The following is a 26,705-nucleotide window of genomic DNA, read 5'->3' on the forward strand; positions in this document are numbered from 1 at the left end:
CGCTTGCGAGAATGAGCCCGTGACCACCACTCCCCAGCGCACGGATGTCCTCGTCGTCGGTGCCGGTCCGGCCGGGTCCGCTGCGGCGACCTGGGCCGCCCGTGCCGGCCGTGAGGTCGTCCTCGCCGATGCCGCGGTCTTCCCGCGTGACAAGACCTGCGGCGACGGGCTGACGCCGCGCGCGATCGGCGAGCTCCAGCGGCTCGGCGTCGACGACTGGATCCGGGCGCACGCCGTCAACCGGGGCCTGCGCGCCCACGGGTTCGGCCAGACCCTCGAGCTGCCGTGGCCCGGCGGGTCGCTGCCGGACTACGGGTCGGCCGTCGCCCGCACCGAGCTCGACGACCACCTGCGCACCACCGCGCTCAAGGCGGGTGCCACCGGCGTCGAGGGCGCGAAGGCCGTCGACGCGCGGCTCGAGGGTGGCCGCGTGCGGGCCGTGACCTTCCAGCGCGACGGTGAGACCTTCGAGATCGAGTGCGAGCGGCTCATCGTCGCCGACGGTGTGCGGTCCGGACTCGGCAAGGTGCTCGGCCGGGTGTGGCACAAGGACACCGTCTACGCCGTCGCCGGCCGGTGCTACGTCGACTCGACGATGTCGGACGACCCGTGGATCAGCAGCCACCTCGAGCTGCGCGGTGAGTCCGGCGAGATCCTGTCGGGCTACGGCTGGATCTTCCCGCTGGGCGGCGGCCAGGTCAACGTCGGCGTCGGCACGCTCGCGACGACGAAGCGCCCCGCGGAGGTCGCCATCAAGCCGGTCATGGCGCGCTACGTCGACGAGCGCCGCAGGGACTTCGGCGTGAGCGGCGAGGCCCGCATCCCCACGAGTGCGCTGCTGCCCATGGGCGGGGCCGTGAGCAACGTCGCCGGTCCCAACTGGGCCCTCATCGGCGACGCCGCCGCCTGCGTCAACCCGCTCAACGGCGAGGGCATCGACTACGGCCTCGAGTCCGGCCGGCTCGTCGTCGACCTGCTCGACACCGACCTGTCACGGACCTGGCCGGCGCTGCTCACCGAGCACTACGGCGAGGCCTTCTCGATCGCCCGCCGGCTCGCGGGCGTCGTCACCGTGCCGCGGGTGCTGCCGGCGCTCGGCCCGGCCGGCATGCGCTCGGACTGGCTCATGACGCTGGCGCTGCGCTGGATGGGCAACCTCGTCACCGACGAGGACCGCGACCGCGCCGCCCGGGTGTGGCGCTGGGCCGGGCGCCAGTCGGTGCGCCTCGAGCACCGCCCGCCCTTCAGCTGACGGGTCCTTCCCGCTGGGCCATGTCGTTCTCGCCCGGCCATGGCGTCCCGGCGCCGTGCGGGCGCGGGAACGACGTGCCGGCGCGGGAGCGACCCGACAGTCGGGGTGTCCCGACCTGCCGGGACGGGAGCGACCCGACTGCCGGGGTGTCCCGGCGTGTCGCGGACGGGAGCACCCGGCGTGTCGCGGACCTCACGGGGGAATTGGTGAGTTAGGCGCGGGGGGTCGGGGCGGTGAGGGCGTCGCGCATGGGGATGAGCTTGGCGTCGGACTCGGCCACCTCCGCCTCCGGCACGGACCCCGCGACGATGCCGCACCCGGCATACAGGGACATGGCGTGGTCGTCCTGCGGGTCGACCGCCCCGCAGCGCAGCGCGATGCCCCACTCACCGTCGCCGCTGGCGTCCATCCAGCCGACCGGCCCGGCGTAGCGGCCACGGTCCATCTGCTCGAGCTCCTGGAGGAGGGCGTCGGCCGCCGCCGTCGGCGTCCCGCACACGGCGGCGCTCGGGTGGAGCGAGGCCGCGAGCGCCAGCGAGGACGTCGCGTCGGTGAGCACCCCGGCGACGTCGGTGGCGAGGTGCATGACGTTGGAGAGGTGGAGGACGAACGGCGCCTCGGGCACGTTCATCGAGGAGCAGTGCGGGGCCAGGGCGTCGGCCACGGAGCGCACGGCGTACTCGTGCTCCTCGAGGTCCTTGGACGAGCGGGCCAGCGACGCCGCGAGCGCGAGGTCGTGCTCGTCGTCGCCGGTGCGGCGGATCGTGCCCGCGAGGACCCGTGACGTGACGAGCCCCTTCTCGCGCCGCACGAGCATCTCGGGCGTCGCGCCCACGAGCCCGTCGACGGCGAACACCCACGTCGACTCGTAGCGCTCGGCCAGCCGCGACAGGAGCCACCGGACGTCGACCGGCTGGGCGGTGCGCACGTCGAGGTCCCGGGCGAGGACGACCTTGTCGAGGTCGCCCGCCTGGATCCGCCGGACCGCCTCCGCGACGGCGCCGGCCCACTCGGTCGGCGAGAGTTGGCCGTCGGCGAAGGTCACCTCGCCCGGCGCCTCCGGGACAGGCCCGGCGAGCGCAACCGACGGGTCCACGACCACGGGGAGGGCGTCGGTCGAGGTCGTCGTCACCCACCACCGGTCACCACGACGGCCGACGACGACCGAGGGCACGACGAGGGTGGCACCGGCCGGCGAGTCCGCGGCATACGCGATGGAGCCGAAGGCGACCGGTCCGGTGCCGGGCAGGTCGACCTCGTCGCGCACGACGGCGGAACCGGACACCGAACGCCACCACTCCTCGAGGACCTCGAAGCGGTCGGTGCCCCCGGCGGAGACCGAGAGGGCGCGCCCCCAGCCGACGAGGCCGTCGCCGCGACGGACCCACGACGTCGTGTCACGCGCCCTCGTCGCGGGAAGGAGGTCCAGCAGCGCCGTGCCGTCCGCGGGGGACAGCGCGACGGTGCGGGTGACGAGAGGCGCGTGCGGCGCGGTGTCCTGGTCGGACGTGGGCATGGACGTCATCACGGACGAGCGTAACGCCGAGGGCTGCCCGGACCGGCACGGGCGCGGTGAGAGGATGACGACATGAGCCGCGCCTCCCTCGACAAGCAGCCCCGCGACGTCGCCGCGATGTTCGACGACGTCGCCGAGAGGTACGACGTCACCAACGACGTGCTGTCCCTCGGCCAGGACCGGCTGTGGCGGCGGGCGGTCGTCCGGGCGCTCGACGCGCAGCCCGGGGAGCGGGTCCTCGACATCGCCGCCGGCACCGGCACGTCGAGCGAGCCGTTCGCCGACCACGGTGTCCACGTCGTCCCCGCCGACTTCTCGCTCGGGATGCTCCGGGTCGGCAAGAAGCGGCGCGACGACCTCGGCTTCACGGCCGCCGACGCGATGAGGCTCCCGTTCGCCGACGAAGCCTTCGACGCCGTGACCATGTCGTTCGGGCTGCGCAACGTCGCGGACGTCGACGCCGCCCTGCGGGAGTTCGCCCGCGTCACCCGCCCGGGTGGCCGGCTCGTCGTGTGCGAGTTCAGCCAGCCGGTCAACGGCCCCTTCCGCAAGGTCTACTCGGAGTACCTCATGGAGGCGCTCCCTCGCGTCGCCCGCAGGGTGAGCTCCAACCCCGAGTCGTACGTCTACCTCGCCGAGTCGATCCAGGCGTGGCCCGACCAGAGGGCCCTCGCCACCCGGGTCGCCGACGCCGGCTGGAGCCAGGTCGAGTGGCGCAACCTCAGCGGCGGGATCGTCGCTCTGCACCGAGCGGCGAAGCCGGCCTGAGGACACGAGCGAGCGCCAGCGAGCGAGGCCCGGAAGGGTGGCTGAGCGCGAGCAAGGGCCCGAGCGGCGAAGCCGGCCTGAGGGCCTTCCCGGACCGCGGCACCGCAGGTTAGGCGCGCCTTAGTGCGTCAGCCCAAAACCGGTGCATAGAGTGGTCCGTTGTTCGTGAAGACATTCACAAGCAAGGTGTGTCGTTGACTTTCTCCCCTGATGCCGCTGGCCCCGCCAGCGCCGCCCGCGCCCTCGAGAGCGCGGACGTCGTCGTCGTCGGAGCCGGCCCGGCCGGTTCCGCCGCTGCGGCACACCTGCGCGCCGCCGGGCTCGACGTCATCGTCCTCGAGCGCGCCGACGCGGGAGCCGTCCGCACCGGCACCGCGGCCCTCACCCCGCAGGCGGTCGGCGAGCTCCGCGCCCTCGGGATCGACGACGCCGGCACGCAGCGGTGGCACCGGACCACAGGCGTGCGCTTCGTCGGCGGCGGCATGCGCCTCGCCGTCGCGTGGCCCGACGTCGCGGGACGCCCGGGCCATGGGCTCACCTGCGCGCAGGCCGTCCTCGACGACACCCTCTCCTCGTATGCCGTCGCGAGCGGTGCCCGCGTCCACCGCGCCACCGAGGTCACCGGCTTCCAGACCGACGCTCGGGGTCGGGTGAACGGCGTGGCGGCGCAGCCGGTCGACGGGTCCGGGCAACCGACCGGTGCAGGCTTCACCGTGGGGGCCCGGGTCGTCATCGACGCCTCCGGTGTCGCCGCCACCGGACAGCCGTCCGGCCTCGCCGTCAGCGTCGACTTTGCCAGCCCCCGCCACCTCGACGACCACGTCGAGACGTGGCTCTCCCTCACGTCCGCGGACGGCACCCGACTCCCCGGCCACGGCTGGATCGTCGGGCGCGGCGACGGTCACGTCACCGCCGGCGTGGGCGCCCTCGCCGCCGACACCTCCGCGACCCCCGACCAGTGCGCCGGTGTGCTCCAGCAGTGGCTCACCGCGCTCCCGGCCGGCTGGCAGCTCACCGAGACCACGACGACCGGCCCGGTCCGCGCCGCCCGCCTCGGCACCGCCCGCGCCCACCGTGACGGCGCACGCGACGGAGTGCTGCACGTCGGTGACGCCGCCGGCGCCGCGCACCCCGTCACCGGCGAGGGGCTCACCGCAGCCCTCGTCTCCGCGCGGGTCGCCGCAGCCACCGTCGTCGAGGCCCTCACCCGCACGGGTGAGTCGGAGATCGCGACGACGCTCGCGGCATACGGCGCGCGCCTGGACGACGCACTCGGCCGGCACGAGCGGTGGGACCGGCTCGCAGCCCGCCTGCTCGACCGGCCGTCCGTGGCACGGTTGGTCACCACCTACGCCCTTCCGCGGGAGGCGCTGATGAAGCGCGTCCTGCGCCACGCGACCCCGTCGCCGGGCGCTCCGGTTGAGACCTCGCTCACGCCCCCTACGATGGTCTCCGTGACCCGAGCCGCCGCACACCCAGGCACCGAAAGGGGAGTTGACCAGCGATGAGCAACCCCTACGTCCCGATCCTCTTCCTCGTCGGACTCGGCTTCGTCTTCGCCGTCGGCTCGGTGGGCACCAGCCTCGTCGTCGGGCCGAAGCGCTACAACCGCGCCAAGTCCGAGCCGTACGAGTGCGGCATCCAGCCGACGCCGCGGGCCCATGGCGGCGGGCGCGTGCCGATCAAGTACTTCATCACGGCCATGCTCTTCATCATCTTCGACATCGAGTCGGTCTTCCTCTACCCGTTCGCGGTGGCCTTCGACCAGCTCGGCCTGTTCGCCCTCGTCGAGATGGTCCTCTTCATCCTCACCGTCTTCGTCGCGTACGCGTACGTGTGGAAGCGCGGGGGTCTCGAGTGGGACTGACGCGTATGCCGTGTGCCCGGTTGGCGTGTGCGCCAGCCGTTCTGCTGTCCGAACCGATCGGAAGGGGTCTCTAGATGGGACTCGAGGAGAAGCTGCCCGCAGGCTTCGTGCTCACGACGCTCGAGAACGTCGTCGGCTACATGCGCAAGGCCTCGATCTGGCCGGCGACCTTCGGCCTGGCCTGCTGCGCCATCGAGATGATGGCCGTCGGCACGCCGGACTACGACATCGCGCGCTTCGGCATGGAGCGCTTCTCGGCCACCCCCCGTCAGGCCGACCTGATGATCGTCGCCGGACGCGTCTCCAACAAGATGGCGCCGGTCGTCCGGCAGGTCTACGACCAGATGCCGAACCCGAAGTGGGTCATCGCGATGGGCGTCTGCGCCAGCTCGGGCGGCATGTTCAACAACTACGCGATCGTCCAGGGCGTCGACCACATCGTGCCCGTCGACATCTACCTGCCCGGCTGCCCGCCGCGCCCGGAGATGCTGCTCAACGCGATCATCGAGCTGCACGACCAGATCCAGAACTCCAAGCTCGGCGTCAACCGGGTCGCCGCCGCACGTGCCGCCGAGGAGGCCGCCCTGCGCGCCACGCCGACGCACCTCATGCCGGCCACCCACGACCACGGGGCGCTCACCGCGACACCCGGGAAGAGCCTTCTCGCATGAGCGACGACACCACCAGGGGCACCGAGGCCACCGAGCCCGTCCCCGAGACGTTCGACTCCTCCGACCTTCACGCGACCGACGTCGACCTCACCCGGGCCCGGGCCGCCGGGGACACCGACCCGGTCCGGATCGGCGAGCGACGCGGCATGTTCGGCCCCTCGACCGGCACGGACACCTCCGGCTACGGCGGCCTGCGCACCCCGATCCTCTTCCCCGGATCGGCCGAGAAGCCCTACGGCGGCTACTTCGACGAGCTCACCGGCACGCTGGAGACCGCGCTCGACGGCGCCGGCGACACGAGCTTCGGCGCGGCCGTCGAGCGGGTCGTCGTCGACCGCGGAGAGCTGACCCTGCACATCGCCCGTGAGGCGCTGCCGACCGTGGCGCGCGCGCTGCGCGACGACCCGGCGCTGCGCTTCGAGATCTGCACCGGCGTCTCCGGGGTCCACTACCCCGACCTCGCCGGTCGCGAGCTGCACGCGGTCTACCACCTGCTCTCGATCACCCACAACCGGCGCGTGCGCCTCGAGGTGAGCGTCCCCGACGGCGACGCCACGATCCCGTCGGTGGTCGAGACCTGGCCCGCCGCCGACTGGCACGAGCGCGAGACCTGGGACATGTTCGGCATCGTCTTCGAGGGGCACCCGTCCCTCACCCGGATCCTCATGCCGGACGACTGGCCGGGTCACCCCCAGCGCAAGGACTATCCGCTGGGTGGCATCCCGGTGGAGTACAAGGGCGGAACGGTTCCCCCGCCCGACGAGCGGAGGTCGTACAGCTGATGACCACTCACGAAGACACCGTCTACGAAGAGATCCCGGCCGACGAGCAGAGCCCGGGTCTGCACCCGGACCTCGGCGACGGCGACCGCGACCCCTACGCCACGACCGAGGGCGACCGCGAGGGCGGCGCCCGGGTCCTCAACGCCACCGGTGGCGACTGGGCCGACCTCGTCGACGAGGCGACCTCGCTCAACGAGGAGCGCGTCGTCATCAACATGGGTCCCCAGCACCCCTCGACCCACGGCGTGCTCCGCCTCATCCTCGAGCTCGACGGCGAGACGGTGACCGAGGCCCGAGCGGGCATCGGCTACCTCCACACCGGCATCGAGAAGAACATGGAGTACCGCACCTGGGTGCAGGGCGTGACGTTCTGCACGCGCATGGACTACCTCACGCCGATGTTCCAGGAGACGACGTACTGCCTCGGCATCGAGCGGCTGCTCGGCATCGAGGACCAGATCCCCGAGCGGGCGACGATCATCCGCGTCCTCATGATGGAGCTCACCCGGATCAGCTCCCACCTCATCTGCCTCGGCACGGGCGGCATGGAGCTCGGCGCGACGACGGTCATGACCGTCGGCTTCCGTGAGCGCGAGCGGATCCTGCGCATCATCGAGAGCGTCACCGGCCTGCGCATGAACAACGCGTACATCCGCCCCGGCGGCGTCGCCCAGGACCTGCCGCACGGCTGCCTCGACCTCGTCAACGACACGGTCGGCGAGCTGCGCACCGGCATCCACGAGCTCGAGCTGCTCCTCAACGAGAACCCGATCCTCAAGGGCCGCACCAAGAACGTCGGCTACCTCGACCTCGCCGGCTGCATGGCGCTCGGCATCACCGGCCCGATCCTGCGCTCCACCGGCCTGCCGCACGACCTGCGCAAGAGCCAGCCCTACTGCGGCTACGAGACCTACGACTTCGACGTCGTCACGCGCACCGGTGCTGACGCGTACGACCGGATCCGGATCCGCCTCGACGAGATGTACCAGTCGCTGCGGATCATCGAGCAGTGCGTCGAACGCCTCAAGAAGGTCACCGGCCCGGTCATGGTCGAGGACAAGAAGATCGCGTGGCCGGCGCAGCTCTCCGTCGGCAGCGACGGCCAGGGCAACAGCCTCGACCACATCCGCGAGATCATGGCCACGTCCATGGAGTCGCTCATCCACCACTTCAAGCTCGTCACCGAGGGTTTCCGCGTGCCCGCCGGGCAGGCGTACGTGCCGATCGAGTCGCCCAAGGGCGAGCTGGGCGCGCACGTGGTCTCCGACGGGGGCACGCGTCCGTTCCGGGCGCACTTCCGGGACCCGAGCTTCAACAACCTGCAGGCCGTGGCCGCGCTGTCCGAAGGCGGCCAGGTCGCTGACGTCATCGTGGCCGTGGCGTCGATCGACCCCGTCATGGGAGGCGTGGACCGCTGATGGAGCACTACGGATTGCAGACGGCGGCCGGTCACCTCACGGTGTCGGCGGAGTCGAAGGAGCCGTATGCCGCCGAGCACCTCGCGCAGCTGCGCGCGGACGCGGAGCTGGTCGTCGCGCGCTACCCGCAGAAGCGGTCGGCGCTGCTGCCCCTGCTGCACCTCGTGCAGTCGGTCGACGGCTACGTGACCGGTCGCGGGATCGACTTCTGCGCGGAGGTCCTCGACCTCACCCGCGCCGAGGTGTCGGGCGTCGCGACGTTCTACACGCAGTACAAGCGCCACCCCAACGGCGAGTACACCGTCGGCGTCTGCACCAACACCCTCTGCGCGATCATGGGCGGCGACGAGATCTGGGAGTCGGTGTCCGAGCACCTCGGCGTCGGCCACGACGAGACCACCGCCGACGGCAAGGTCACCCTCGAGCGCATCGAGTGCAACGCGGCGTGTGACTACGCACCCGTCGTCATGGCCAACTGGGAGTTCTTCGACAACCAGACGCCGGAGTCGACCAACCAGCTCGTCGACGACCTGCGTGCCGGGGCCGCCGTCAAGCCCACCCGCGGGGCGAACTCGGTGTGCACGTTCAAGCAGATGTCGCGTGTCCTCGCGGGCTTCCCGGACGGCCGCGCCGACGAGGGCGTCGGCGCCGGACCGGCGTCGCTGCGCGGTCTCGAGGTCGCGCACGCCAACAACTGGACCGCTCCGGCCGGCGCCGACGCCGACGAGGGCGCGGGCTCCGGCACCGCGCACGCCGACACCGCCGCCAGCCCCTCGGGCGAGCAGGTCGAGGGCCGGGCGGCCGGGCGCCACACCTCCGTCAACACGCCGACCAACGAGCCGGACGAGAAGCCGGGCGGCGCGCCCGCGAAGGACTCCCGCAAGGACGACGCTCCCAAGGAAGAGGGGAAGTGACCGCCGTGACCACCACGCTCACCCCGATCCTCACCAAGTTCTGGGACGACCCCCAGAGCTGGACCCTCGAGACCTACGAGAAGAACGAGGGCTACCAGGCCTTCAAGAAGGCCCTGGGCATGAAGCCCGAGGACCTCGTCCAGCTCACCAAGGACTCCGGCCTGCGCGGTCGCGGCGGCGCCGGGTTCCCCACCGGCATGAAGTGGGGCTTCCTGCCCCCGCCGGACGGCGGTCCCCGCTACCTCGTCGTCAACGCGGACGAGTCCGAGCCGGGCACCTGCAAGGACATCCCGCTCATGATGGCCGCGCCGCAGTTCCTCATCGAGGGCGTCGCGATCACGTCGTACGCGATCGGGTGCAACCACGCCTTCATCTACATCCGCGGTGAGGTCGTCCACGTCTACCGGCGGCTGCTGCGTGCCGTCGAGGAGGCGTACGCCGCCGGCCACCTCGGCAAGAACATCCACGGCTCGGGGTTCGACCTCGAGGTGACCGTCCACGCCGGTGCCGGCGCCTACATCTGTGGCGAGGAGACGGCGCTGCTCGACAGCCTCGAGGGCCGTCGTGGCCAGCCGCGGCTCAAGCCCCCGTTCCCCGCCGTCGCCGGCCTGTACTCACGCCCCACCGTCGTCAACAACGTCGAGAGCATCGCGTCGGTGCCGCCGATCCTGCTCCACGGCTCAGAGTGGTTCTCCGACATGGGCACCGAGAAGTCCCAGGGCTTCGGCATCTTCAGCCTCTCGGGCCACGTCAAGAACCCCGGCCAGTACGAGGCGCCGCTCGGCATCACCCTGCGCGAGCTGCTCGACATGGCCGGTGGCATGCGCGACCCCGACAAGCAGCTGAAGTTCTGGACGCCGGGCGGCTCCTCGACGCCGCTGTTCACCGCCGAGCACCTCGACGTCCCCCTCGACTTCGAGTCGGTCGCCGCGGCCGGCTCGATGCTCGGCACCCGCGCCCTGCAGATCTTCGACGAGACGACCTGTGTCGTGCGCGCCGTGGACCGATGGACCGACTTCTACAAGCACGAGTCCTGCGGCAAGTGCACCCCGTGCCGCGAGGGCACGTGGTGGCTCAAGCAGATCCTCGGCCGCCTCGAGCACGGTCAGGGGTCCGAGGAGGACCTCGACAAGCTGCTCGACATCTGCGACAACATCCTCGGCCGCGCCTTCTGTGCGCTGGGCGACGGAGCGACGAGCCCGATCACGAGCTCGATCCAGTACTTCCGCGAGGAGTACATCGCGCACCTCACGCAGGGTGCCTGCCCCTTCGACTCTCGCGAGTCGACGCTCTTCCACAAGGACCGCGTGACGGCATGAGCACCCCACGACGTTCTGTTCCCCCGCTTCGCTCCTCCACACAACGCCTTGGGGACCCCGCATGACTGTGACCTCAGACCAGAGCGCCAAGACCACCGGCGGCTCGCCGAAGCCGGCGGTCGAGATGGTGGAGCTCACCATCGACGGCATCGACGTCTCCGTCCCCAAGAACACCCTCGTCATCCGGGCGGCCGAACAGGTCGGGATCGAGATCCCGCGCTTCTGCGACCACCCGCTACTCGAGCCGGTCGGAGCCTGCCGCCAGTGCCTCGTCGACGTCGCGACGCCCGGCCCGGACGGCACCCTGCGCCCCATGCCGAAGCCGCAGGCCTCCTGCACGATGACGGTCTCCCCGGGCATGCAGGTCAACACCCAGCACACGTCACCCGTCGCCGACAAGGCGCAGCACGGGCAGATGGAGTTCCTGCTCATCAACCACCCGCTCGACTGCCCGGTCTGCGACAAGGGTGGCGAGTGCCCCCTGCAGAACCAGGCGATGAGCAACGGCCGCGCGGTCAGCCGGTTCGAGGACGTCAAGCGGACCTACCCCAAGCCGATCAACATCTCCAGCCAGGTCCTCCTCGACCGCGAGCGCTGCGTGCTGTGTGCGCGCTGCACGCGCTTCTCCGACCAGGTCGCCGGCGACCCGTTCATCGCGCTCGTCGAGCGCGGTGCCCTGCAGCAGGTCGGCATCTACGAGGAGAAGCCGTTCGAGTCGTACTTCTCCGGCAACACCGTCCAGATCTGCCCGGTCGGCGCGCTCACCGGAGCGGCGTACCGCTTCCGGGCCCGCCCGTTCGACCTCGTCTCGACGCCGAGCATCTGTGAGCACTGCGCGAGCGGCTGCTCGATGCGCACCGACCACCGCCGCGGCGCCGTCCTGCGCCGCCTCGCGGGGAACGACCCGGAGGTCAACGAGGAGTGGAACTGCGACAAGGGTCGCTGGGCCTTCCAGTACGCCGCCACCCCGGCCCGGCTCCAGCTCCCGATGGTGCGCGAGGACGGCGAGCTCCGTGTCGCCTCCTGGCGTGAGGCCCTCGAGGCCGCCGCCGCAGGCCTGCGCGCGGCGTCCGGCGTCGGTGTCCTCACCGGCGGCCGCGTGTCCGCCGAGGATGCCTACGCGTACTCGAAGTTCGCGCGAACGGTGCTCGGCACCAACGACATCGACTTCCGTGCCCGCCCGCACTCGGCGGAGGAGGCCGACTTCCTCGCCTCCCGCGTCGTCGCCACCGGCCCCGCGGGCGGCGCGGTCACCTACGCCGACCTCGAGACCGCCAAGACCGTCGTCCTCGCGGGCTTCGAGCCCGAGGACGAGAGCCCGATCGTCTTCCTGCGTCTGCGCAAGGCGTCGCGCAAGAACAAGACGGCCGTGTATGCCGTGTCGCCCGTCGCGACCCGCGGGCTCGACAAGGTCTCCGGTCGGCTCATCCCCACCGCCCCGGGCACCGAGCCCGAGGTGCTGGACGCCCTCGGCAAGGGCTCGGCCAGCGGCGCTGCCGGGGACGGTCCCGACACCGTCCGCGCGGCCGCCGAGGCGCTGCGCGGTGACGGCGCGATCATCCTCGTCGGTGAGCGCCTCGCGACCGTGCCCGGTGCGCTGAGCGCCGCTGCTCGCCTGGCCGAGACCACTGGGGCCCGCCTCGCGTGGATCCCCCGTCGTGCGGGGGAGCGCGGTGCCCTCGAGGCCGGCGCCCTCCCCACCCTGCTGCCCGGCGGCCGCCCCGTCGCCGACGCCGCGGCCCGGGCCGACGTCGCCTCGGTGTGGCAGGTCGACGCCCTCCCCGAGGCGCCCGGCCGGGACGCTGCCGCGATCCTCGAGGCGGCTCGCTCCGGCGAGATCGGTGCGCTCGTCGTCGGTGGGGTCGACCCGCTCGACCTCGGACGGGCCGACGCGCTCGCCGCGTTCGAGGCACCCTTCGTCGTCTCGCTCGAGATCCGCGAGTCGGCCGTGACCGCCATCGCCGACGTCGTCCTGCCCGTCGCCGCGCACGCCGAGAAGTCGGGCGCCTTCGTGGACTGGGAAGGCCGCACCCGCCCCTTCGCCCAGGCCCTCGACACCGGCTTCGTCAGCGACCACCGCGCCCTCCACATGCTCGCCGACGAGATGGGCGAGTTCCTCGGGTGCCGCACCGTCGCCGAGATCCGCTCCGAGATGGAGCGCCTCGGCCCGGGCTCCGAGGAGGGCCGGCTCGCGGCCCCCGACGTCGCCGCCGGTGAGGTGCCGAGCGCCGAGGACGGTCACCTCGTCCTCGCGACGTGGCGCCACCTGCTCGACAAGGGCATCCTCCAGGACGGCGAGCCGTTCCTCGCCGGCACGGCCCCCCGGGCCGCCGCCAAGGTCTCGGCGACGACCGCCGCCTCGATCGGGGTCGCCGACGGCGACTCGGTGAACGTCCGGGCCGGCACCGTCACCGTCACCGTCCCCGTCGACGTCACCGAGATGGCCGACCACGTCGTCTGGCTCCCGACCCACTCCGCGGGCTGCGACCTCCGGGGCACGCTCGCGGACGCCCCGGGCATCCGCGTCTCCGTCACCAAGGTGGACAAGGTGGACACACCATGAGCATCATCCTCAGCGTCCAGCACGCGGTCGGCACGTTCGCCGACACCGGACTGACCGGCATACAGGCTCTCGGCAGTCTCGCCACGGAGGGCAAGGACAACCCGCGGGCCGACTTCTCCGACACGCCGTGGTGGCTCTCGCTCGTCAAGGCGCTCATCATCTTCGTCTACCTGCTCGTCTCGACCCTGCTCGTCATCTGGTTCGAGCGCCGGGTCATCGGCCGCATGCAGCAGCGGCCCGGACCCAACCGCAACGGTCCCTTCGGCCTGCTCCAGACCCTCGCCGACGGCATGAAGTCGATGCTCAAGGAGGACAACACCCCCGCCAAGGCGGACCGGTTCGTCTTCACGCTGGCACCGCTCATCACCGCGACGATGTGCTTCATCGGCTTCGCGATCATCCCGCTCGCCGGTGAGGTGAGCATGTTCGGGCACCGCACGCCGCTCCAGCTCGCGGACTCCTCGATCGCGGTGCTCTTCGTGCTCGCCATCGCCGGCATCGGCATCTACGGCGTCGTCCTCGCGGGCTGGTCGTCGGGCTCGCCGTACCCGCTCATGGGTGGCCTGCGCTCCTCGGCCCAGATGATCTCCTACGAGATCGCCATGGGCCTCTCGCTCGTCGCCGTGTTCCTCTACAGCGGCTCGATGTCGACCTCGCAGATCGTCGGCGCCCAGGGCAACGTCTGGTACATCATCCCGGCGTTCTTCAGCTTCTTCGTCTACGTCATCACCATGGTCGGCGAGACCAACCGCCTCCCGTTCGACCTCGCCGAGGGCGAGGGCGAGCTCACCGGTGGCTTCCACACCGAGTACGGCTCGATGCGCTTCGCCATGTTCTTCCTCGGCGAGTACATCAACATGTTCACCGTCGCCGCGCTGGCGACGACGATGTTCCTCGGCGGCTGGCAGGCGCCTCCCGGCATCGCGGCCATCAACGACGGCATGTTCAACGAGGGCTGGTGGGGCCTGCTCTGGTTCACCGTCAAGCTGTGGATGTTCATGTTCGTCTTCGTGTGGCTGCGCGGCTCGCTGCCTCGCACCCGCTACGACCAGTTCATGCGCTTCGGGTGGAAGTTCCTCATCCCCGCCACCCTGGGGTGGGTCGTCCTCGTCGCGTTCTTCCGTGGTGCGCAGAACGGCTGGTTCGGTGACTCGGCGCTCGAGTTCGCGGGCCGCCGGTTCCCGATCTCGTCGCTGCTCATCGTCGGCCTCGTCGCCGTCGGCGCGCTCGCGCTCGGCTGGTGGTGGGACAACCGCGCCCTCGCCAGAGAAGCAGCAGCGGCCGCCGCTCCGCCTGAGGAGATCGACCCGTATGCCGGTGGGTTCGTCGTGCCGCCCATGCCCGGTCAGCGGCTGCGCGAGACCGCCCGCGTCGGCGCCCCCGCACTTCCCGAGGCCGAGCCCGTGACCCAGTCGCCGGTGTCCGCCGCCACGTCCGACCCCGACAAGGAGGCCCCCCGTGGCTGACGACGAGAAGAAGGGCGGGTTCCTCTCCGACCTCTTCGCCCCCGTGGGTGGGTTCGGGGTGACCTTCGCGACGATGTTCCGCAAGGTCGCCACGACCGAGTACCCCGAGGTGAAGCGCCCCACGGCGCAGCGCTTCCACGGCCGCCACCAGCTCAACCGTCACCCCGACGGGCTGGAGAAGTGCGTCGGCTGTGAGCTGTGCGCGTGGGCCTGCCCCGCGGACGCGATCCTCGTCGAGGGCGCCAACAACGACGACAGCGAGGGCGGCGCCGGTCGCTTCTCACCCGGCGAGCGCTACGGCCGCGTCTACCAGATCAACTACCTGCGCTGCATCTTCTGCGGGCTGTGCATCGAGGCCTGCCCGACGCGCGCGCTGACGATGACCAACGAGTACGAGATCGCCGACAACAACCGCGCCGACCTCATCTTCACCAAGGAGCAGCTGCTCGCGCCGCTGCAGGGTGGCATGCTCAGCCCGCCGCACCCGATGGTGGAGGGCCTGGAGGAGCGCGACTACTACCTCGGCTCCGTCTCCGAGGCCACGCCCACCCAGAAGTCGTGGGTCGACGAGCACCACGTCAGGACGACCGAGGAGGTGTCCTCATGACCAGCACAGGTGAAGCGGTCCTCTTCTGGGTCCTCGCCCCGCTCTGCGTCGTCGGCGCGCTGGGCCTGGTCTTCGCCCGCAAGGCCGTCCACGCCGCCCTCGGCATGGCGCTGACGATGATCATGCTCGGCATCTTCTACCTCGCGCAGGGTGCCGACTTCCTCGGCGTCATCCAGATCTTCGTCTACACCGGCGCCGTGATGATGCTCTTCCTCTTCGTCGTCATGCTCGTCGGCGTCGACTCCTCCGACAGCGTCGTCGAGACCCTCAAGGGCCAGCGCGCCGCGACCGCCGTGCTGTCCCTCGGCCTGGGCGCCCTGCTCGTCGGCGCCATCGGCCGGGTCACCGTCGGTGACGGCCCGGCGAACAAGCTCGACGCGATCAACTCCGAGACCGGCAACGTGTCGGGGGTCGCCGAGCTGATCTTCGGCCGCTACGTGTGGGTCTTCGAGACCACCTCGGCGCTGCTCATCACGGCGGCCCTGGCCGCCATGGTCCTCGCCCACCGCGAGCGCCTCGGCTCCGCGCCGAACCAGCGCACGTGGAGCGAGCGCCGGATCCGCTCCGGTGAGAACCTCGCCGGCCTGCCCGCCCCGGGCGTCTACGCCCGCCACAACGCGGTCGACACCCCCGCCCTGCTCCCGGACGGCTCGCCGAGCGAGCTGTCGGTCTCGAGGGTCCTCACCGCCCGCGGCCAGGTCGCCTCCGCGACGCCGTGGGTCGAGGCCTCCGACGAGATGGAGCGCGACATCGCCGCCGACGACGTGCCCGGCCGGCTCCCGCAACCCGGGAGCCCGGTCACCGGGGAGGACCAGCCGTGAACCTGATGAACTACGTCTACCTGGCGACGCTGCTCTTCGTCATCGGTGGCGCGACGGTCCTCACGAGGCGCAACGCGATCGTGGTCTTCATGGGTGTCGAGCTCATGCTCAACGCCGCGAACCTCGTGTTCGTCACCTTCGCGCGCATGCACGGCACCCTCGACGGCCAGGTGATCGCCCTGTTCGTCATGGTCGTCGCGGCGGCCGAGGTCGTCGTCGGCCTGGCCATCATCATGATGATCTTCCGGTCCCGCCGGTCGGCCTCGGTCGACGACGCCAACTTGCTGAAGCTCTGAAGGGGCCCGCACTCGTGAACTCACTCGTACAGCTCGCCGCGGAAGGCGAGGTGGCTGCGGCCACCGGCATCACGGCATACGCCTGGCTCCTCGTCGGGCTGCCCCTGCTGGGAGCCGCACTCCTCCTCGTCGGGGGCCGCGTCACGAACGCCTGGGGCCACCTGCTCGCCACGGCACTCTCGTGGGCCAGCTTCGTGCTCGGCTTCCTCATCGTCCTCGCGATGGCGGGGCGGGGCACCGAGGAGCGCGCGGCCCACGTCGGCGGCTGGAACTGGGTCCCGGCGGGGCAGTTCCAGCTCGAGACCGGGCTGCTCATCGACCAGCTGTCGATCGCGTTCGTCCTGCTCATCACCTTCGTCGGCTCGCTCATCCACGTGTACTCGATCGGCTACATGGAGCACGACGCCGACCGGCGCAAGTTCTTCGCCTACCTCAACCTGTTCGTCGCCTCCATGCTCCTGCTCGTGCTGGCCGACTCCTACCTCCTGCTGTTCGTCGGCTGGGAGGGAGTGGGGCTGGCGTCATACCTGCTCATCGGCTTCTGGAACCACAACCCGGCGTACGCGACGGCGGCCAACAAGGCGTTCTTCGTCAACCGCGTCGGCGACGTCGGGATGTCCGTGGCGATCATGGTCATGTTCTTCACCTTCGGAGCGGTCGACTTCGAGACCGTCCACGCCGGTGCCGCCGAGGCTGGGTCGACGGCGATGACCGTCCTCGGTCTGCTCCTGCTGCTCGGGGCGTGCGCCAAGTCGGCGCAGTTCCCGCTGCAGTCCTGGCTCGGTGACGCCATGGCCGGTCCGACCCCGGTCTCCGCGCTCATCCACGCGGCGACGATGGTCACCGCCGGTGTCTATCTCATCGTCCGCTCGCACACGATCTTCAACGCGGCCCCGAACGCGCAGCTCGCCGTGGCGGTCGTCGGCGCGATCACGCTGCTCTACGGCGCGATCGTCGGCTGCGCCAAGGACGACATCAAGAAGGCGCTGGCCGCCTCGACGATGAGCCAGATCGGCTACATGATGCTCGCCGCGGGTCTCGGCCCGGTCGGCTACGCCTTCGCCATCTTCCACCTCGTCACGCACGGCTTCTTCAAGGCGGGGATGTTCCTCGGCGCCGGCTCGGTCATGCACGGCATGAACGACCAGGTGAACATGCGCCGCTTCGGTGGCCTGTCGAGCGCGATGAAGATCACGTGGGTGACGTTCGGCCTGGGCTGGCTCGCGATCCTCGGTGTCCCCCCCTTCTCCGGGTTCTGGTCCAAGGACAAGATCATCGAGTCCGCGTTCATCGGTGAGGGCTGGCGGCCGTGGGTCTTCGGCTTCGTCGCGCTCATCGGCGCCGGCATCACCGCCTTCTACATGTCGCGCCTGTTCTTCATGACCTTCCACGGCAAGAAGCGCTGGGTCGACGCCCGCGAGGGGGAGCCGGAGTACCACCCGCACGAGTCACCGCTGACGATGACCGTGCCGATGATCGTCCTCGCCGTCGGCTCGGGAGTGCTCGGCCTCGCCCTCTCGTGGGGCGGCACGTTCTCGCACTGGCTCGAGCCGGTCGTCGGCGAGCACGGTGACGAGCACCCCGTCCTCGCGGTGCCCGTCATCATGGGGCTGACCCTCCTCCTCGTCGCCGGTGGGGCGGCCTACGCCTGGATGCTCTACTGGCGTGACACGGTGCCGGAGACGGCCCCGCGCGGCTCGCTCCTCACCCAGGCGGCTCGCGCCGACCTCTACCAGGACGCCATCAACGAGGGCCTGTTCATGCGGCCCGGCACCCACCTCACCCGCGCGCTCGTCTTCACCGACGGCAAGGGTGTCGACGGTGTCACCGGCTCGCTCGCCGCGTCCATCGGCGGGGCGTCCTCACGGCTGCGCCGCCTGCAGACCGGCTACGCCCGGTCCTATGCCCTGACGATGCTCACCGGCGTCGTCGTCGTCCTCGGAGCCCTGTGGGTGATGAACTGATGTCCGGCTTCCCCCTGCTCACGGTCATGATGGTCGTGCCGCTCGTCGGCGCGGCGGTCGTCGCGCTGCTGCCGGGCGGGTCCGCGCGACTGGCCAAGCCGATCGCGCTGGCCACCTCGCTCGTCACCCTCGCGCTGGCCCTGCTCGCGTGGGCCCGCTTCGACGGCGACGGCTCCTCGGACCGCTACCAGCTCACCGAGACGCACTCGTGGATCCCGCAGTTCGGGGTCTCCTACGCGCTCGGCGTCGACGGCATCGCGCTCTCGCTCATCGTCATGGCCACGATCCTCACGCCGGTGTGCCTGCTCGCCGCGTGGAACGACCTCGGTGAGGACGCCGAGCCGCAGCGCGAGAAGACCTACTTCGCGCTCATGCTCGTGCTGCTCACCTTCATGGTGGGCGTGTTCGCGGCGCGCGACGTCTTCCTCTTCTACGTCTTCTTCGAGGCCATGCTCATCCCGGTGTACTTCCTCATCGGGCTCTTCGGCGGCCCGCGGAGGCAGTACGCCGCGGTGAAGTTCATCCTCTTCTCGCTCGTCGGCGGGCTCGTCATGCTCGTCGCCGTCATCGCCCTGTACTTCAACGGTCCCGGCGGTGAGCAGGGCTTCCTCTACGAGGCCCTCGAGGGCGGCGTGACCGCCTCCACCACCACGCAGCGCTGGCTGTTCGTCGGCTTCTTCATCGCCTTCGCGATCAAGGCGCCGATGTGGCCGGTCCACACGTGGCTGCCCGACGCGGCCTCCGAGGCGCGCCCGGCCACGGCCGTCCTCCTCGTCGGCGTGCTCGACAAGGTCGGCACCTTCGGGATGCTGCGCTTCTGCCTCGGCATGTTCCCCGAGGCGTCGAAGTGGGCCACCCCGGTGGTCATCACGCTCGCCGTCATCTCGGTGATCTACGGAGGACTCCTCGCGATCGGCTCGCGCGACATCATGCGGCTCATCGCGTTCACCTCGATCAGCCACTTCGGGCTCATCGTCCTCGGCATCTTCGCGATGACGTCGACGGCCGGGTCCGGGTCGGCGCTCTACATGATCAACCACGGGTTCGCGACCGCCGGGCTGTTCCTCATCGCCGGCTTCCTCATCACCCGCCACGGCTCGCAGCGGATCGCCGACTACGGCGGCTGGCAGCGGGTCACCCCCCTCCTCGCCGGGACCTTCCTCGTCTCCGGGCTGTCGTCGCTGGCCCTGCCGGGGCTGTCGTCCTACGTCTCCGAGTTCCTCGTGCTCACCGGGACGTACCAGCGCTACGAGGTGGCGGCCGTCATCGCGACGCTCGGCATCGTGCTCGCCGCGCTCTACATCCTGCTCACCTACCAGCGGGTCTTCACCGGCCCGCGCCCGGTGTTCCTCGAGGGGCGCGAGCCGCGTGACCTGGGCCTGCGCGAGAAGCTCGTCGTGGTGCCGATCATCGCCTCGTTCCTCCTGCTCGGGGCCTACCCGAAGCCGGTCCTCGACCTCGTGAACCCCGCCGTGAAGCAGACCCTCGACCTCGTCGGCGTCACTGACCCGGCGCCGACCAACGCCTCCGGGAGTGCCCAGTGACCGCCCTCATGCCCACGGCCTTCGAGGCCGTGACGGTCGACTACGCCGCCGTGGCGCCGATGCTCATCGTCGTGGGCGCCGCGCTCGTCGGGGTGCTCGCCGAGGCGTTCGCGCCGCGGCTCCGGCGCCACGCGATCCAGGTGGGGCTGGCCCTCGCCGCGCTCGTCGCGTCGTTCGCGTTCCTCGCGCTGGTCTCGGTCGACCACCACACGGTGACGGCGGGTGGCTCCATCGCCATCGACGGACCGGCCCTGTTCCTCCAGGGCGGCCTGCTGATCTTCGCGATCCTCGGCGTCCTCACGATGTCGGAGCGCTTCGGTGGCCGGTCCGCCGACGCCTTCACACCCATGGGTGCGGCGACGCCGGGCTCGCCGGCCGAGTCCGCCGCCGACCGGGCCGGGTACGCCACGTCGGAGGCGTTCCCGCTGACGATGTTCGCGGTGTTCGGCATGCTCATGTTCGTCTCGGCCAACGACCTCATCACGATGTTCGTCGCGCTCGAGGTCCTCTCGCTCCCGCTGTACGTCCTCACCGGGCTGGCGCGCCGACGCCGCCTGCTCTCGCAGGAGGCGTCGCTGAAGTACTTCATCCTCGGCGCCTTCTCGTCGGCGTTCTTCCTCTTCGGTGCCGCCCTGCTCTACGGGTATGCCGGCTCGTCCGACCTCGCGGACATCGCCACCGCGATCACGACGGCCAACAGTGCCTACGAGGGGCTGCTGCTCCCGGGCGTCGTCCTCGTCCTCATCGGCCTGCTGTTCAAGATCGGTGCCGTGCCGTTCCACTCGTGGACCCCGGACGCCTACCAGGGTGCGCCGAGCCCGGTCACCGGCTTCATGGCCGCCGCGACCAAGCTCGCCGCCTTCGGCGCGATCCTGCGCTTCACCTACGTCGGCGTCGAGTCCTCGCGTCTGGAGTGGCGCCTCGGCGTCGCGGCCATCGCCGTGCTGACGATGGTCGTGGGTGCGGTCCTGTCCGTGACCCAGACCGACATCAAGCGGCTGCTCGCCTACTCGTCGGTGGCGCACGCGGGCTTCATCCTCGTCGGCGTCCTCGCCTTCGACGTCACCGGTGTCTCCGGCGTGATGTTCTATCTGCTCGCCTACGGCCTGGCCACGATCGCGGCCTTCGCCATCGTCGCCCTCGTCCGCTCCGGCGGGTCCGAGGCGACGCACCTGTCGCAGTGGGCCGGCCTCGGGCGCAACCACCCGGTCGTCGCCGGGATCTTCGCGCTGCTGCTCCTCGCCTTCGCCGGCATCCCGCTGACGTCCGGCTTCACCGCGAAGTTCGCCGCGTTCGCCCCGGCGATCGCCCACGGCGGACTGGCCGGCGTCGTCATGGTCGTCGTCGGAGTGCTCGCCTCCGCGGTCACGGCGTTCGTCTACTTCCGGCTCATCGTGCTCATGTACTTCACCGAGCCGACCGGCGACAAGGTCGTCGCGCTCACGCCGTCCATCGCCTCGACGATCGCCATCACGGTCGGAGCCCTCGGCACCGTCATCCTCGGCGTCGTCCCGGGCCCGATCCTCGACCTCGCCGGTCGGGTGTCGCAGTTCATCCAGTGACCCTCGCCCTGCCCGAGGTGTCGGATGGGCTGCGACAGCGGCTCACCGACGGCCTGTCCCGGGTCGAGGCGCTCATCGAGGAGCGGATCGACCACGAGGACCCGTTCATCGCCGAGGCCAGCGTCCACCTGCTGCGCGCGGGAGGCAAGCGGTTCCGGCCGATGCTGACGATCCTCGCGTCCGAGCTCGGGGACGGCGTCGACGACTCGGTGGTGGCCGCCGCCGCCGCGGTGGAGCTGACCCACCTCGCCTCGCTCTACCACGACGACGTCATGGACGAGGCGGACCTGCGGCGCGGGACGCCGACGGCCAACACGGCATACGGAAACTCCACCGCCATCCTCGTCGGCGACCTGCTCTTCGGGCACGCGTCGGCCCTCGTCGCGGACCTCGGTCCGCAGGCGGTGCGCATCCAGGCCGAGACGTTCATCCGGCTGTGCACGGGGCAGATCCGCGACGAGCGTCAGGCCGCGGACGGCGAGGACTCGGGCGCCTACTACCTGCGCGTCCTCGAGGACAAGACCGGTGTCCTCATCGCGACCGCGGCCCGCTACGGCGCGATGTTCTCGGGGTGCTCCGACGAGGTCGTCGAGACGCTGCGCGTCTACGGGGAGCGGCTCGGCATGGCCTTCCAGCTCGCCGACGACCTCATCGACATCGAGTCCTCCGAGGAGGAGCTGGGCAAGACGCCGGGCACCGACCTGCGTGAGGGCAAGCGGACGCTCGCGGTGCTCCATGCGCTGGCCTCGACGGACCCCGCCGACGCACGCTTGCAGGCGCTGCTGCGCTCGGACCTGTCGGAGGACGCCGCGCTCGCCGAGGCGCTCACGCTGCTGCGGGCCCACCCGGGGCTCGAGCGGGCCCGGGCCGAGACGCGAGCCGTCGGGGTGCAGGCCCAGGAGGCCCTCGCGCCGCTGCCCGAGAGCGAGGCCAAGACGGCCCTGCTCGCCCTGGCCACCTCGGTCACCGACCGCACCTCCTGAGCCACCCTCCCCGCGCAAGGGGGTCAGGTGGGGGATGCCGGCGGGTCCGGTTGTGGATCGACCGCCTCCACCTGCATCACTGCCTCCTTTCCGGTGGCGAACGTCAGGGTGACGGTCACGAACTCGGCGCCCCGCACCTGCTCCTCGATGTCGTGGAGGACGAGGTGCGGCTGGCCACGCTCGAGCTGCAGCCACTCCATCGTCGGCAGGTCCATGGGCAGCGCCCCCTCGCTGAGGGTCACCGCGGAGGCGACCGGGCTGCTGGCGCCGACGAGCCGGCGCGGCTCGCCGGAGCTGTTGTGCAGCCAGACGTACAGCGGCACGTCGTCCCCCTGCTCCCACCCGTCCGGGTCCTTGGGCGCCTCGAGGTGGGCGTAGCGGATCTTGACGCCATCGAACTCGAGGTTGGTGCCGGGGGAGTCGCCGACCGTGGTGGGGCTGGTCGCGCAGGAGGTGGCGAGGAGTGCGGCCGCCAGGGTGGCGGTCGCCGTTCGGAAGGTTTGGGTTGATCGCATGGTTCCAGCCTCGCCTGCCCGGCACGGGCTGAACACCGTTGTCGCGTCACGGAATCCGCAGGCGTGTGACGTCCCCGCACGGATGTTGCAGAACGGTGACGCAGCCCTTGAGGTTGCGTGACGAACCGGCCGAAAGCGGGTCCGAGGTGTGGCGCCTGCGTCCGGGACGTGGCTGGGTGGAGACACCACAGGACGCGCACCCGGCGCGGCACACATCCCAGGAAGAGAGGGTCACCGTCATGGCACGGCAACGCACGAGGACCTGGATCGCCATCACCGCCGGAGCAGCGCTGGCGCTCTCCGCCTGTGGTGGCAGCCAGGACGAGGGAACCGACTCGGCGGAGGGCGAAGCGGAGAACGGCGGAAGCTTTTCGATGTACGTCTGCGAACCGGAGCACCTCGTCCCCCAGAACACCAACGAGACCTGCGGCGGGGAGGTCCTGGGAGCGCTCTTCACGCCCCTGGTCAACTTCACGCCCGACACGAGCGAGCTGACCTACGACGGGGCGATCGCGGAGTCCATCCAGTCGGAGGACCAGAAGGTGTGGACCATCAAGCTCAAGGAGGGCTACACCTTCCACAACGGCGAGCCGGTGGACGCGCAGTCCTATGCCCGGGCGTGGAACGCCGGGGCGTACGGGCCCAACGCCTACGGCAACAACTACTTCTTCGCCAACATCGAGGGCTATGACGCCCTCAACCCCAAGGACCCGGACGGTGACGGCCCCCAGAAGCCGGCTGCGCCGGGGACCAAGGAGCTCAGCGGCCTCGAGGTCGTCGACGACCTGACCTTGCGGGTCACCCTCACCGACCCCTTCAGCCAGTTCCCGCTGACCGTCGGCTACACCGCCTTCTTCCCGCTGCCCAAGGCGTACGAGGACGACCCGAAGGCCTACCAGGAGAGCCCGATCGGGAACGGCCCGTTCAAGATGGACGGCCAGTGGCAGCACGACCAGCAGATCAAGGTCACCCGCTACGAGGACTACCAGGGCGACAAGGCCAAGGCCGACGCGGTGACGTTCAAGATCTACTCCAACGTCAACACGGCATACAACGACCTGCTCGGCGGCAACCTCGACATCATGGACTCGCTGCCGCCGGAGCGGCTCAGCGAGGCCCGGTCGCAGTTCGGTGAGCGCTTCCTCGAGCGACCGAGCTCCAGCTTCACCTATGTCGGCTTCCCGCTCTACGACCCGAAGTTCAAGGACGCCAGGCTGCGTCAGGCGTTCTCGATGGCCATCGACCGGCAGGCCATCATCGACGCGGTGTTCAACGGCTCGTTCCAGCCCGCGAAGTCCGTCGTCTCGCCGGTCGTGACCGGAGCACGTGAGGACCCGTGCGGGGAGGCGTGCACCTACGACCCGGCCAAGGCCAAGCAGCTCCTCGAGGAGGCCGGCGGGTGGACCGGTCCGCTGACCCTGTGGTTCAACAGCGGCGCGGGTCACGAGAAGTGGATGGAGGCGGTCTCGAACCAGCTGCGCACCAACCTCGGCATCACGGACGTGCAGTTCAAGTCCCTGGCCTTCGCGGAGTACCTCGGGCTGCTCGATGCCGAGGAGGTCACCGGGCCGTTCCGCCTCGGCTGGGTCATGGACTACCCGAGCCCGCAGAACTACCTGGAGCCGATCCACAGCACCGGTGGCTCGTCGAACAACACGACCTACTCGAACCCGACGGTCGACAAGCTCATCGCCGAGGGCAACGCGGCGGAGAGCGTCGAGGCCGGCATCGATGCCTACCACCGAGCCGAGGACCAGATCCTCGAGGACATGCCGATCATCCCCATGTGGTTCGGCAAGGTGCAGGCCGGGCACTCGGACCGGGTCGACGACGTCGTCATCGACGCGTTCACCCGGGTCCGGCTGGAGGACGTCACGGTCCAGCAGTAGTCCGGCCCGTGGGCCGCACAGGGACGGCCCACATCGAGGTGGCTGGCGGCGGGGTGAGGACTCCCGCCGTCAGCCGCCCACCAACCAGGAAGGAGGAGCCATGGGCAGGTACACCGCACGCCGGCTGCTGCAGCTGATGCCGGTCTTCATCGGGACGACGTTCCTCATCTTCGCCCTGGTGTTCGCGATCCCCGGAGACCCGATCCGGGCCCTGGCCGGTGACCGGCCGATCTCCCCCTCGACCGTGGCCACGCTGCGCGACGAGTACAACCTCGACGACCCCCTCGTCATCCAGTACGCGAAGTACATGGTCGGTCTCGTGCAGGGCGACTTCGGCAAGGACTACAACGGCCGCGAGGTCACCGACATCATGGCCCAGCGCTTCCCGGTGACGATCCGCCTGGCCGTCGTGGCGTTCCTCTTCGAGATCGCCATCGGCCTCGTCGCCGGGGTCGTCGCCGCGCTGCGCCGACGCTCCTACCTCGACACGCTGGTGCTGGTCACGACGACGGCCATCGTCTCGGTCCCGACCTTCGTCCTGGGCTTCAGCCTGCAGCTCCTGCTCGGGGTCAAGCTCTCCTGGTTCCCCATCGCCGGGATCTCGCAGGGCTGGTACAGCTACCTGTTGCCGGGGTTCGTCCTGGGCGCGCTCTCCCTGGCCTACGTGGCCCGACTGACCCGGACCAGCCTCGTGGAGAACCTGCGGTCCGACTACGTCCGGACGGCGACCGCCAAGGGCCTGAGCCGCAGGCGGGTGGTGGGCCGGCACGCCCTGCGCAACTCGCTCATCCCCGTCGTCACCTACCTCGGGATCGACCTCGGGGCGCTCATGGGCGGGGCCATCGTCACCGAGGGCATCTTCAACCTCCCCGGGATCGGCCAGCAGGTCTTCCTCTCCGTCCGGGCCCAGGAGGGTCCCGTGGTGGTCGGCATCGTGACCGCGCTGGTGCTCGTCTTCATCTTCGCCAACCTCGCCGTCGACCTCCTCTACGGCGTCCTGGACCCGAGGATCCGCTATGAGTGACACCCGCAAGGACGCGCGCACCGACAGGGTCGACACCCGCGAGGTCGAGTCCCGCGGCGCGGCTCGTGACCAGTCCGGCACGGCCGGTGGGGAGCCCGTCGGCGAGCTGTCCGGACGCAGCGCCAGCCTCTGGGCGGACGCCTGGCGGGAGCTGCGCCGCGACCGGATCTTCCTCGCGGCGGCCGCGGTCGTCACCGTCTTCGTCGTCATGGCGATCGCGCCGATCCTGTTCACCCGCACCGACCCTCGCGCGTGCGACCTCTCCAGGTCGCTGGGCCGGCCGAGTGCCGACTCCTGGTTCGGCTACGACCTGCTGGGGTGCGACTACTACTCCCAGGTCGTCCACGGGGCCCGCGTCTCCGTGTCCATCGGCGTCCTCGTCACCCTCGCCGCCCTGGTCATCGCGCTGGTCCTCGGCAGCCTCGCGGGGTACTACGGAGGGCTCGTCGACGCGGTCATCGCTCGCCTCACCGACGTGGTCTTCGGCCTTCCCTTCATCCTCGGCGCCATCGTCATCCTCACCGTCTTCGAGAACCGGGGCCTGTTCCAGGTGACCCTCGTCCTCGCGGTGCTCGGCTGGACGACGATGACCCGGCTCATGCGCTCGTCGGTGATCTCCGTGCGCGACAGCGACTACGTGCTGGCGGCCCGCGCCCTCGGCACGAGCGACCTGCGCATCCTCACCCGGCACATCCTGCCCAACGCCATCGCCCCGGTCATCGTCTACGCGACCATCTACGTCGGCATCGTCATCGCCGCGGAGGCGACGCTGTCCTTCCTCGGTGTCGGGCTCCAGCTCCCCGCGATCTCGTGGGGGCTGATGATCTCCGACGCGCAGTACCGCATAGCCGAGGCGCCCCACCTGCTGCTCTTCCCGGGGCTGTTCCTCAGCCTGACCGTCCTGTCCTTCATCCTTATGGGCGACGCGCTGCGTGACGCCCTCGACCCCAAGCTTCGTTGAGGA

General features: G+C 70.7%; 23 protein-coding genes. 21 read left to right on the forward strand and 2 right to left on the reverse strand.

The window, feature by feature from the left end; all coding sequences use genetic code 11:
* Window positions 1-19 precede the first annotated feature (19 nt).
* Window positions 20-1,252, forward strand: coding sequence for a geranylgeranyl reductase family protein (locus tag N801_RS00180; RefSeq protein WP_035931538.1), 1,233 nt, complete (start codon window positions 20-22; stop codon window positions 1,250-1,252).
* Between the two features lie 211 nt (window positions 1,253-1,463).
* On the opposite strand, the gene N801_RS00185 is transcribed toward N801_RS00180, so the two are convergent.
* Complete coding sequence (locus N801_RS00185) at window positions 1,464-2,777, reverse strand: isochorismate synthase (protein WP_035931541.1); 1,314 nt, start codon at window positions 2,775-2,777, stop codon at window positions 1,464-1,466.
* A 63-nt stretch (window positions 2,778-2,840) separates the two neighbouring features.
* On the opposite strand from N801_RS00185, the gene N801_RS00190 reads away from it, so the two are divergent.
* From N801_RS00190 to N801_RS00270, 17 genes are all read left to right on the forward strand, one after another.
* Entirely contained in the window at window positions 2,841-3,536 is a 696-nt protein-coding gene (locus tag N801_RS00190) for a demethylmenaquinone methyltransferase (protein ID WP_035931545.1), read from the forward strand.
* Window positions 3,537-3,730: 194 nt separating this feature from the next.
* Window positions 3,731-5,044, forward strand: coding sequence for an NAD(P)/FAD-dependent oxidoreductase (locus N801_RS00195; RefSeq protein WP_052112449.1), 1,314 nt, complete (start codon window positions 3,731-3,733; stop codon window positions 5,042-5,044).
* On the forward strand, window positions 5,041-5,403 hold the full coding sequence (locus tag N801_RS00200; protein WP_035931547.1) for an NADH-quinone oxidoreductase subunit A: 363 nt from the start codon (window positions 5,041-5,043) through the stop codon (window positions 5,401-5,403). Before N801_RS00195 ends, N801_RS00200 begins: the two co-directional genes overlap by 4 nt.
* 74 nt (window positions 5,404-5,477) lie before the next feature.
* On the forward strand, window positions 5,478-6,074 hold the full coding sequence (locus N801_RS00205; protein ID WP_035931551.1) for a NuoB/complex I 20 kDa subunit family protein: 597 nt from the start codon (window positions 5,478-5,480) through the stop codon (window positions 6,072-6,074).
* A complete protein-coding gene (locus N801_RS00210) occupies window positions 6,071-6,856 on the forward strand; it encodes an NADH-quinone oxidoreductase subunit C (protein ID WP_035931555.1) in 786 nt (261 codons plus the stop codon). Before N801_RS00205 ends, N801_RS00210 begins: the two co-directional genes overlap by 4 nt.
* The gene (locus tag N801_RS00215; RefSeq protein ID WP_035931558.1) at window positions 6,856-8,274 is read left to right on the forward strand and encodes an NADH-quinone oxidoreductase subunit D; all 1,419 of its coding nucleotides are present in this window, start codon (window positions 6,856-6,858) and stop codon (window positions 8,272-8,274) included. Before N801_RS00210 ends, N801_RS00215 begins: the two co-directional genes overlap by 1 nt.
* Entirely contained in the window at window positions 8,274-9,188 is a 915-nt protein-coding gene (gene nuoE, locus N801_RS00220; RefSeq protein WP_052112450.1) for an NADH-quinone oxidoreductase subunit NuoE, read from the forward strand. Before N801_RS00215 ends, nuoE begins: the two co-directional genes overlap by 1 nt.
* A 5-nt stretch (window positions 9,189-9,193) precedes the next feature.
* Window positions 9,194-10,507: an NADH-quinone oxidoreductase subunit NuoF gene (nuoF, locus tag N801_RS00225; RefSeq protein WP_035931918.1), complete on the forward strand. Its 1,314-nt coding sequence runs from the start codon at window positions 9,194-9,196 to the stop codon at window positions 10,505-10,507.
* 61 nt (window positions 10,508-10,568) lie between these two features.
* Window positions 10,569-13,070, forward strand: coding sequence for an NADH-quinone oxidoreductase subunit G (locus tag N801_RS00230; RefSeq protein WP_035931560.1), 2,502 nt, complete (start codon window positions 10,569-10,571; stop codon window positions 13,068-13,070).
* Window positions 13,067-14,536 (forward strand): NADH-quinone oxidoreductase subunit NuoH, encoded by a 1,470-nt coding sequence (nuoH, locus tag N801_RS00235; protein ID WP_035931564.1) that lies wholly within the window; start codon window positions 13,067-13,069, stop codon window positions 14,534-14,536. The genes N801_RS00230 and nuoH overlap by 4 nt, the downstream gene beginning before the upstream one ends.
* Window positions 14,529-15,143 carry an NADH-quinone oxidoreductase subunit NuoI gene (nuoI, locus tag N801_RS00240; protein ID WP_035931566.1) on the forward strand — a complete coding sequence of 205 codons (615 nt, stop codon included), beginning with the start codon at window positions 14,529-14,531 and terminating at the stop codon, window positions 15,141-15,143. The genes nuoH and nuoI overlap by 8 nt, the downstream gene beginning before the upstream one ends.
* Window positions 15,140-15,964 carry an NADH-quinone oxidoreductase subunit J gene (locus tag N801_RS00245; RefSeq protein ID WP_052112451.1) on the forward strand — a complete coding sequence of 275 codons (825 nt, stop codon included), beginning with the start codon at window positions 15,140-15,142 and terminating at the stop codon, window positions 15,962-15,964. Before nuoI ends, N801_RS00245 begins: the two co-directional genes overlap by 4 nt.
* Window positions 15,961-16,260, forward strand: a complete 300-nt coding sequence (nuoK, locus tag N801_RS00250) for an NADH-quinone oxidoreductase subunit NuoK (protein ID WP_035931569.1) — start codon at window positions 15,961-15,963, stop codon at window positions 16,258-16,260. Before N801_RS00245 ends, nuoK begins: the two co-directional genes overlap by 4 nt.
* Window positions 16,261-16,274: 14 nt before the next feature.
* Window positions 16,275-18,224 (forward strand): NADH-quinone oxidoreductase subunit L, encoded by a 1,950-nt coding sequence (gene nuoL, locus N801_RS00255; RefSeq protein WP_035931571.1) that lies wholly within the window; start codon window positions 16,275-16,277, stop codon window positions 18,222-18,224.
* A complete protein-coding gene (locus tag N801_RS00260; protein ID WP_035931574.1) occupies window positions 18,224-19,768 on the forward strand; it encodes an NADH-quinone oxidoreductase subunit M in 1,545 nt (514 codons plus the stop codon). The genes nuoL and N801_RS00260 overlap by 1 nt, the downstream gene beginning before the upstream one ends.
* 8 nt (window positions 19,769-19,776) lie before the next feature.
* Window positions 19,777-21,330, forward strand: coding sequence for an NADH-quinone oxidoreductase subunit NuoN (gene nuoN, locus N801_RS00265; RefSeq protein WP_035931925.1), 1,554 nt, complete (start codon window positions 19,777-19,779; stop codon window positions 21,328-21,330).
* Window positions 21,327-22,313, forward strand: a complete 987-nt coding sequence (locus tag N801_RS00270) for a polyprenyl synthetase family protein (RefSeq protein ID WP_035931577.1) — start codon at window positions 21,327-21,329, stop codon at window positions 22,311-22,313. The genes nuoN and N801_RS00270 overlap by 4 nt, the downstream gene beginning before the upstream one ends.
* A 23-nt stretch (window positions 22,314-22,336) precedes the next feature.
* Here N801_RS00270 and N801_RS00275 read toward each other — a convergent pair whose 3' ends face one another.
* Window positions 22,337-22,828, reverse strand: a complete 492-nt coding sequence (locus N801_RS00275) for a copper chaperone PCu(A)C domain-containing protein (protein WP_052112452.1) — start codon at window positions 22,826-22,828, stop codon at window positions 22,337-22,339.
* A 239-nt stretch (window positions 22,829-23,067) separates the two neighbouring features.
* On the opposite strand from N801_RS00275, the gene N801_RS00280 reads away from it, so the two are divergent.
* The 3 genes from N801_RS00280 to N801_RS00290 all read left to right on the forward strand — a co-directional run bounded on the left by N801_RS00280 (window position 23,068) and on the right by N801_RS00290 (window position 26,702).
* Complete coding sequence (locus N801_RS00280) at window positions 23,068-24,717, forward strand: peptide ABC transporter substrate-binding protein (protein ID WP_035931580.1); 1,650 nt, start codon at window positions 23,068-23,070, stop codon at window positions 24,715-24,717.
* Between the two features lie 100 nt (window positions 24,718-24,817).
* Complete coding sequence (locus N801_RS00285) at window positions 24,818-25,741, forward strand: ABC transporter permease (RefSeq protein ID WP_035931583.1); 924 nt, start codon at window positions 24,818-24,820, stop codon at window positions 25,739-25,741.
* Window positions 25,734-26,702, forward strand: coding sequence for an ABC transporter permease (locus N801_RS00290; RefSeq protein WP_084107966.1), 969 nt, complete (start codon window positions 25,734-25,736; stop codon window positions 26,700-26,702). Before N801_RS00285 ends, N801_RS00290 begins: the two co-directional genes overlap by 8 nt.
* Window positions 26,703-26,705 lie beyond the last annotated feature (3 nt).

Source organism: Knoellia aerolata DSM 18566 (genome assembly GCF_000768695.1).
Taxonomy (GTDB): Bacteria; Actinomycetota; Actinomycetes; order Actinomycetales; family Dermatophilaceae; genus Knoellia; species Knoellia aerolata.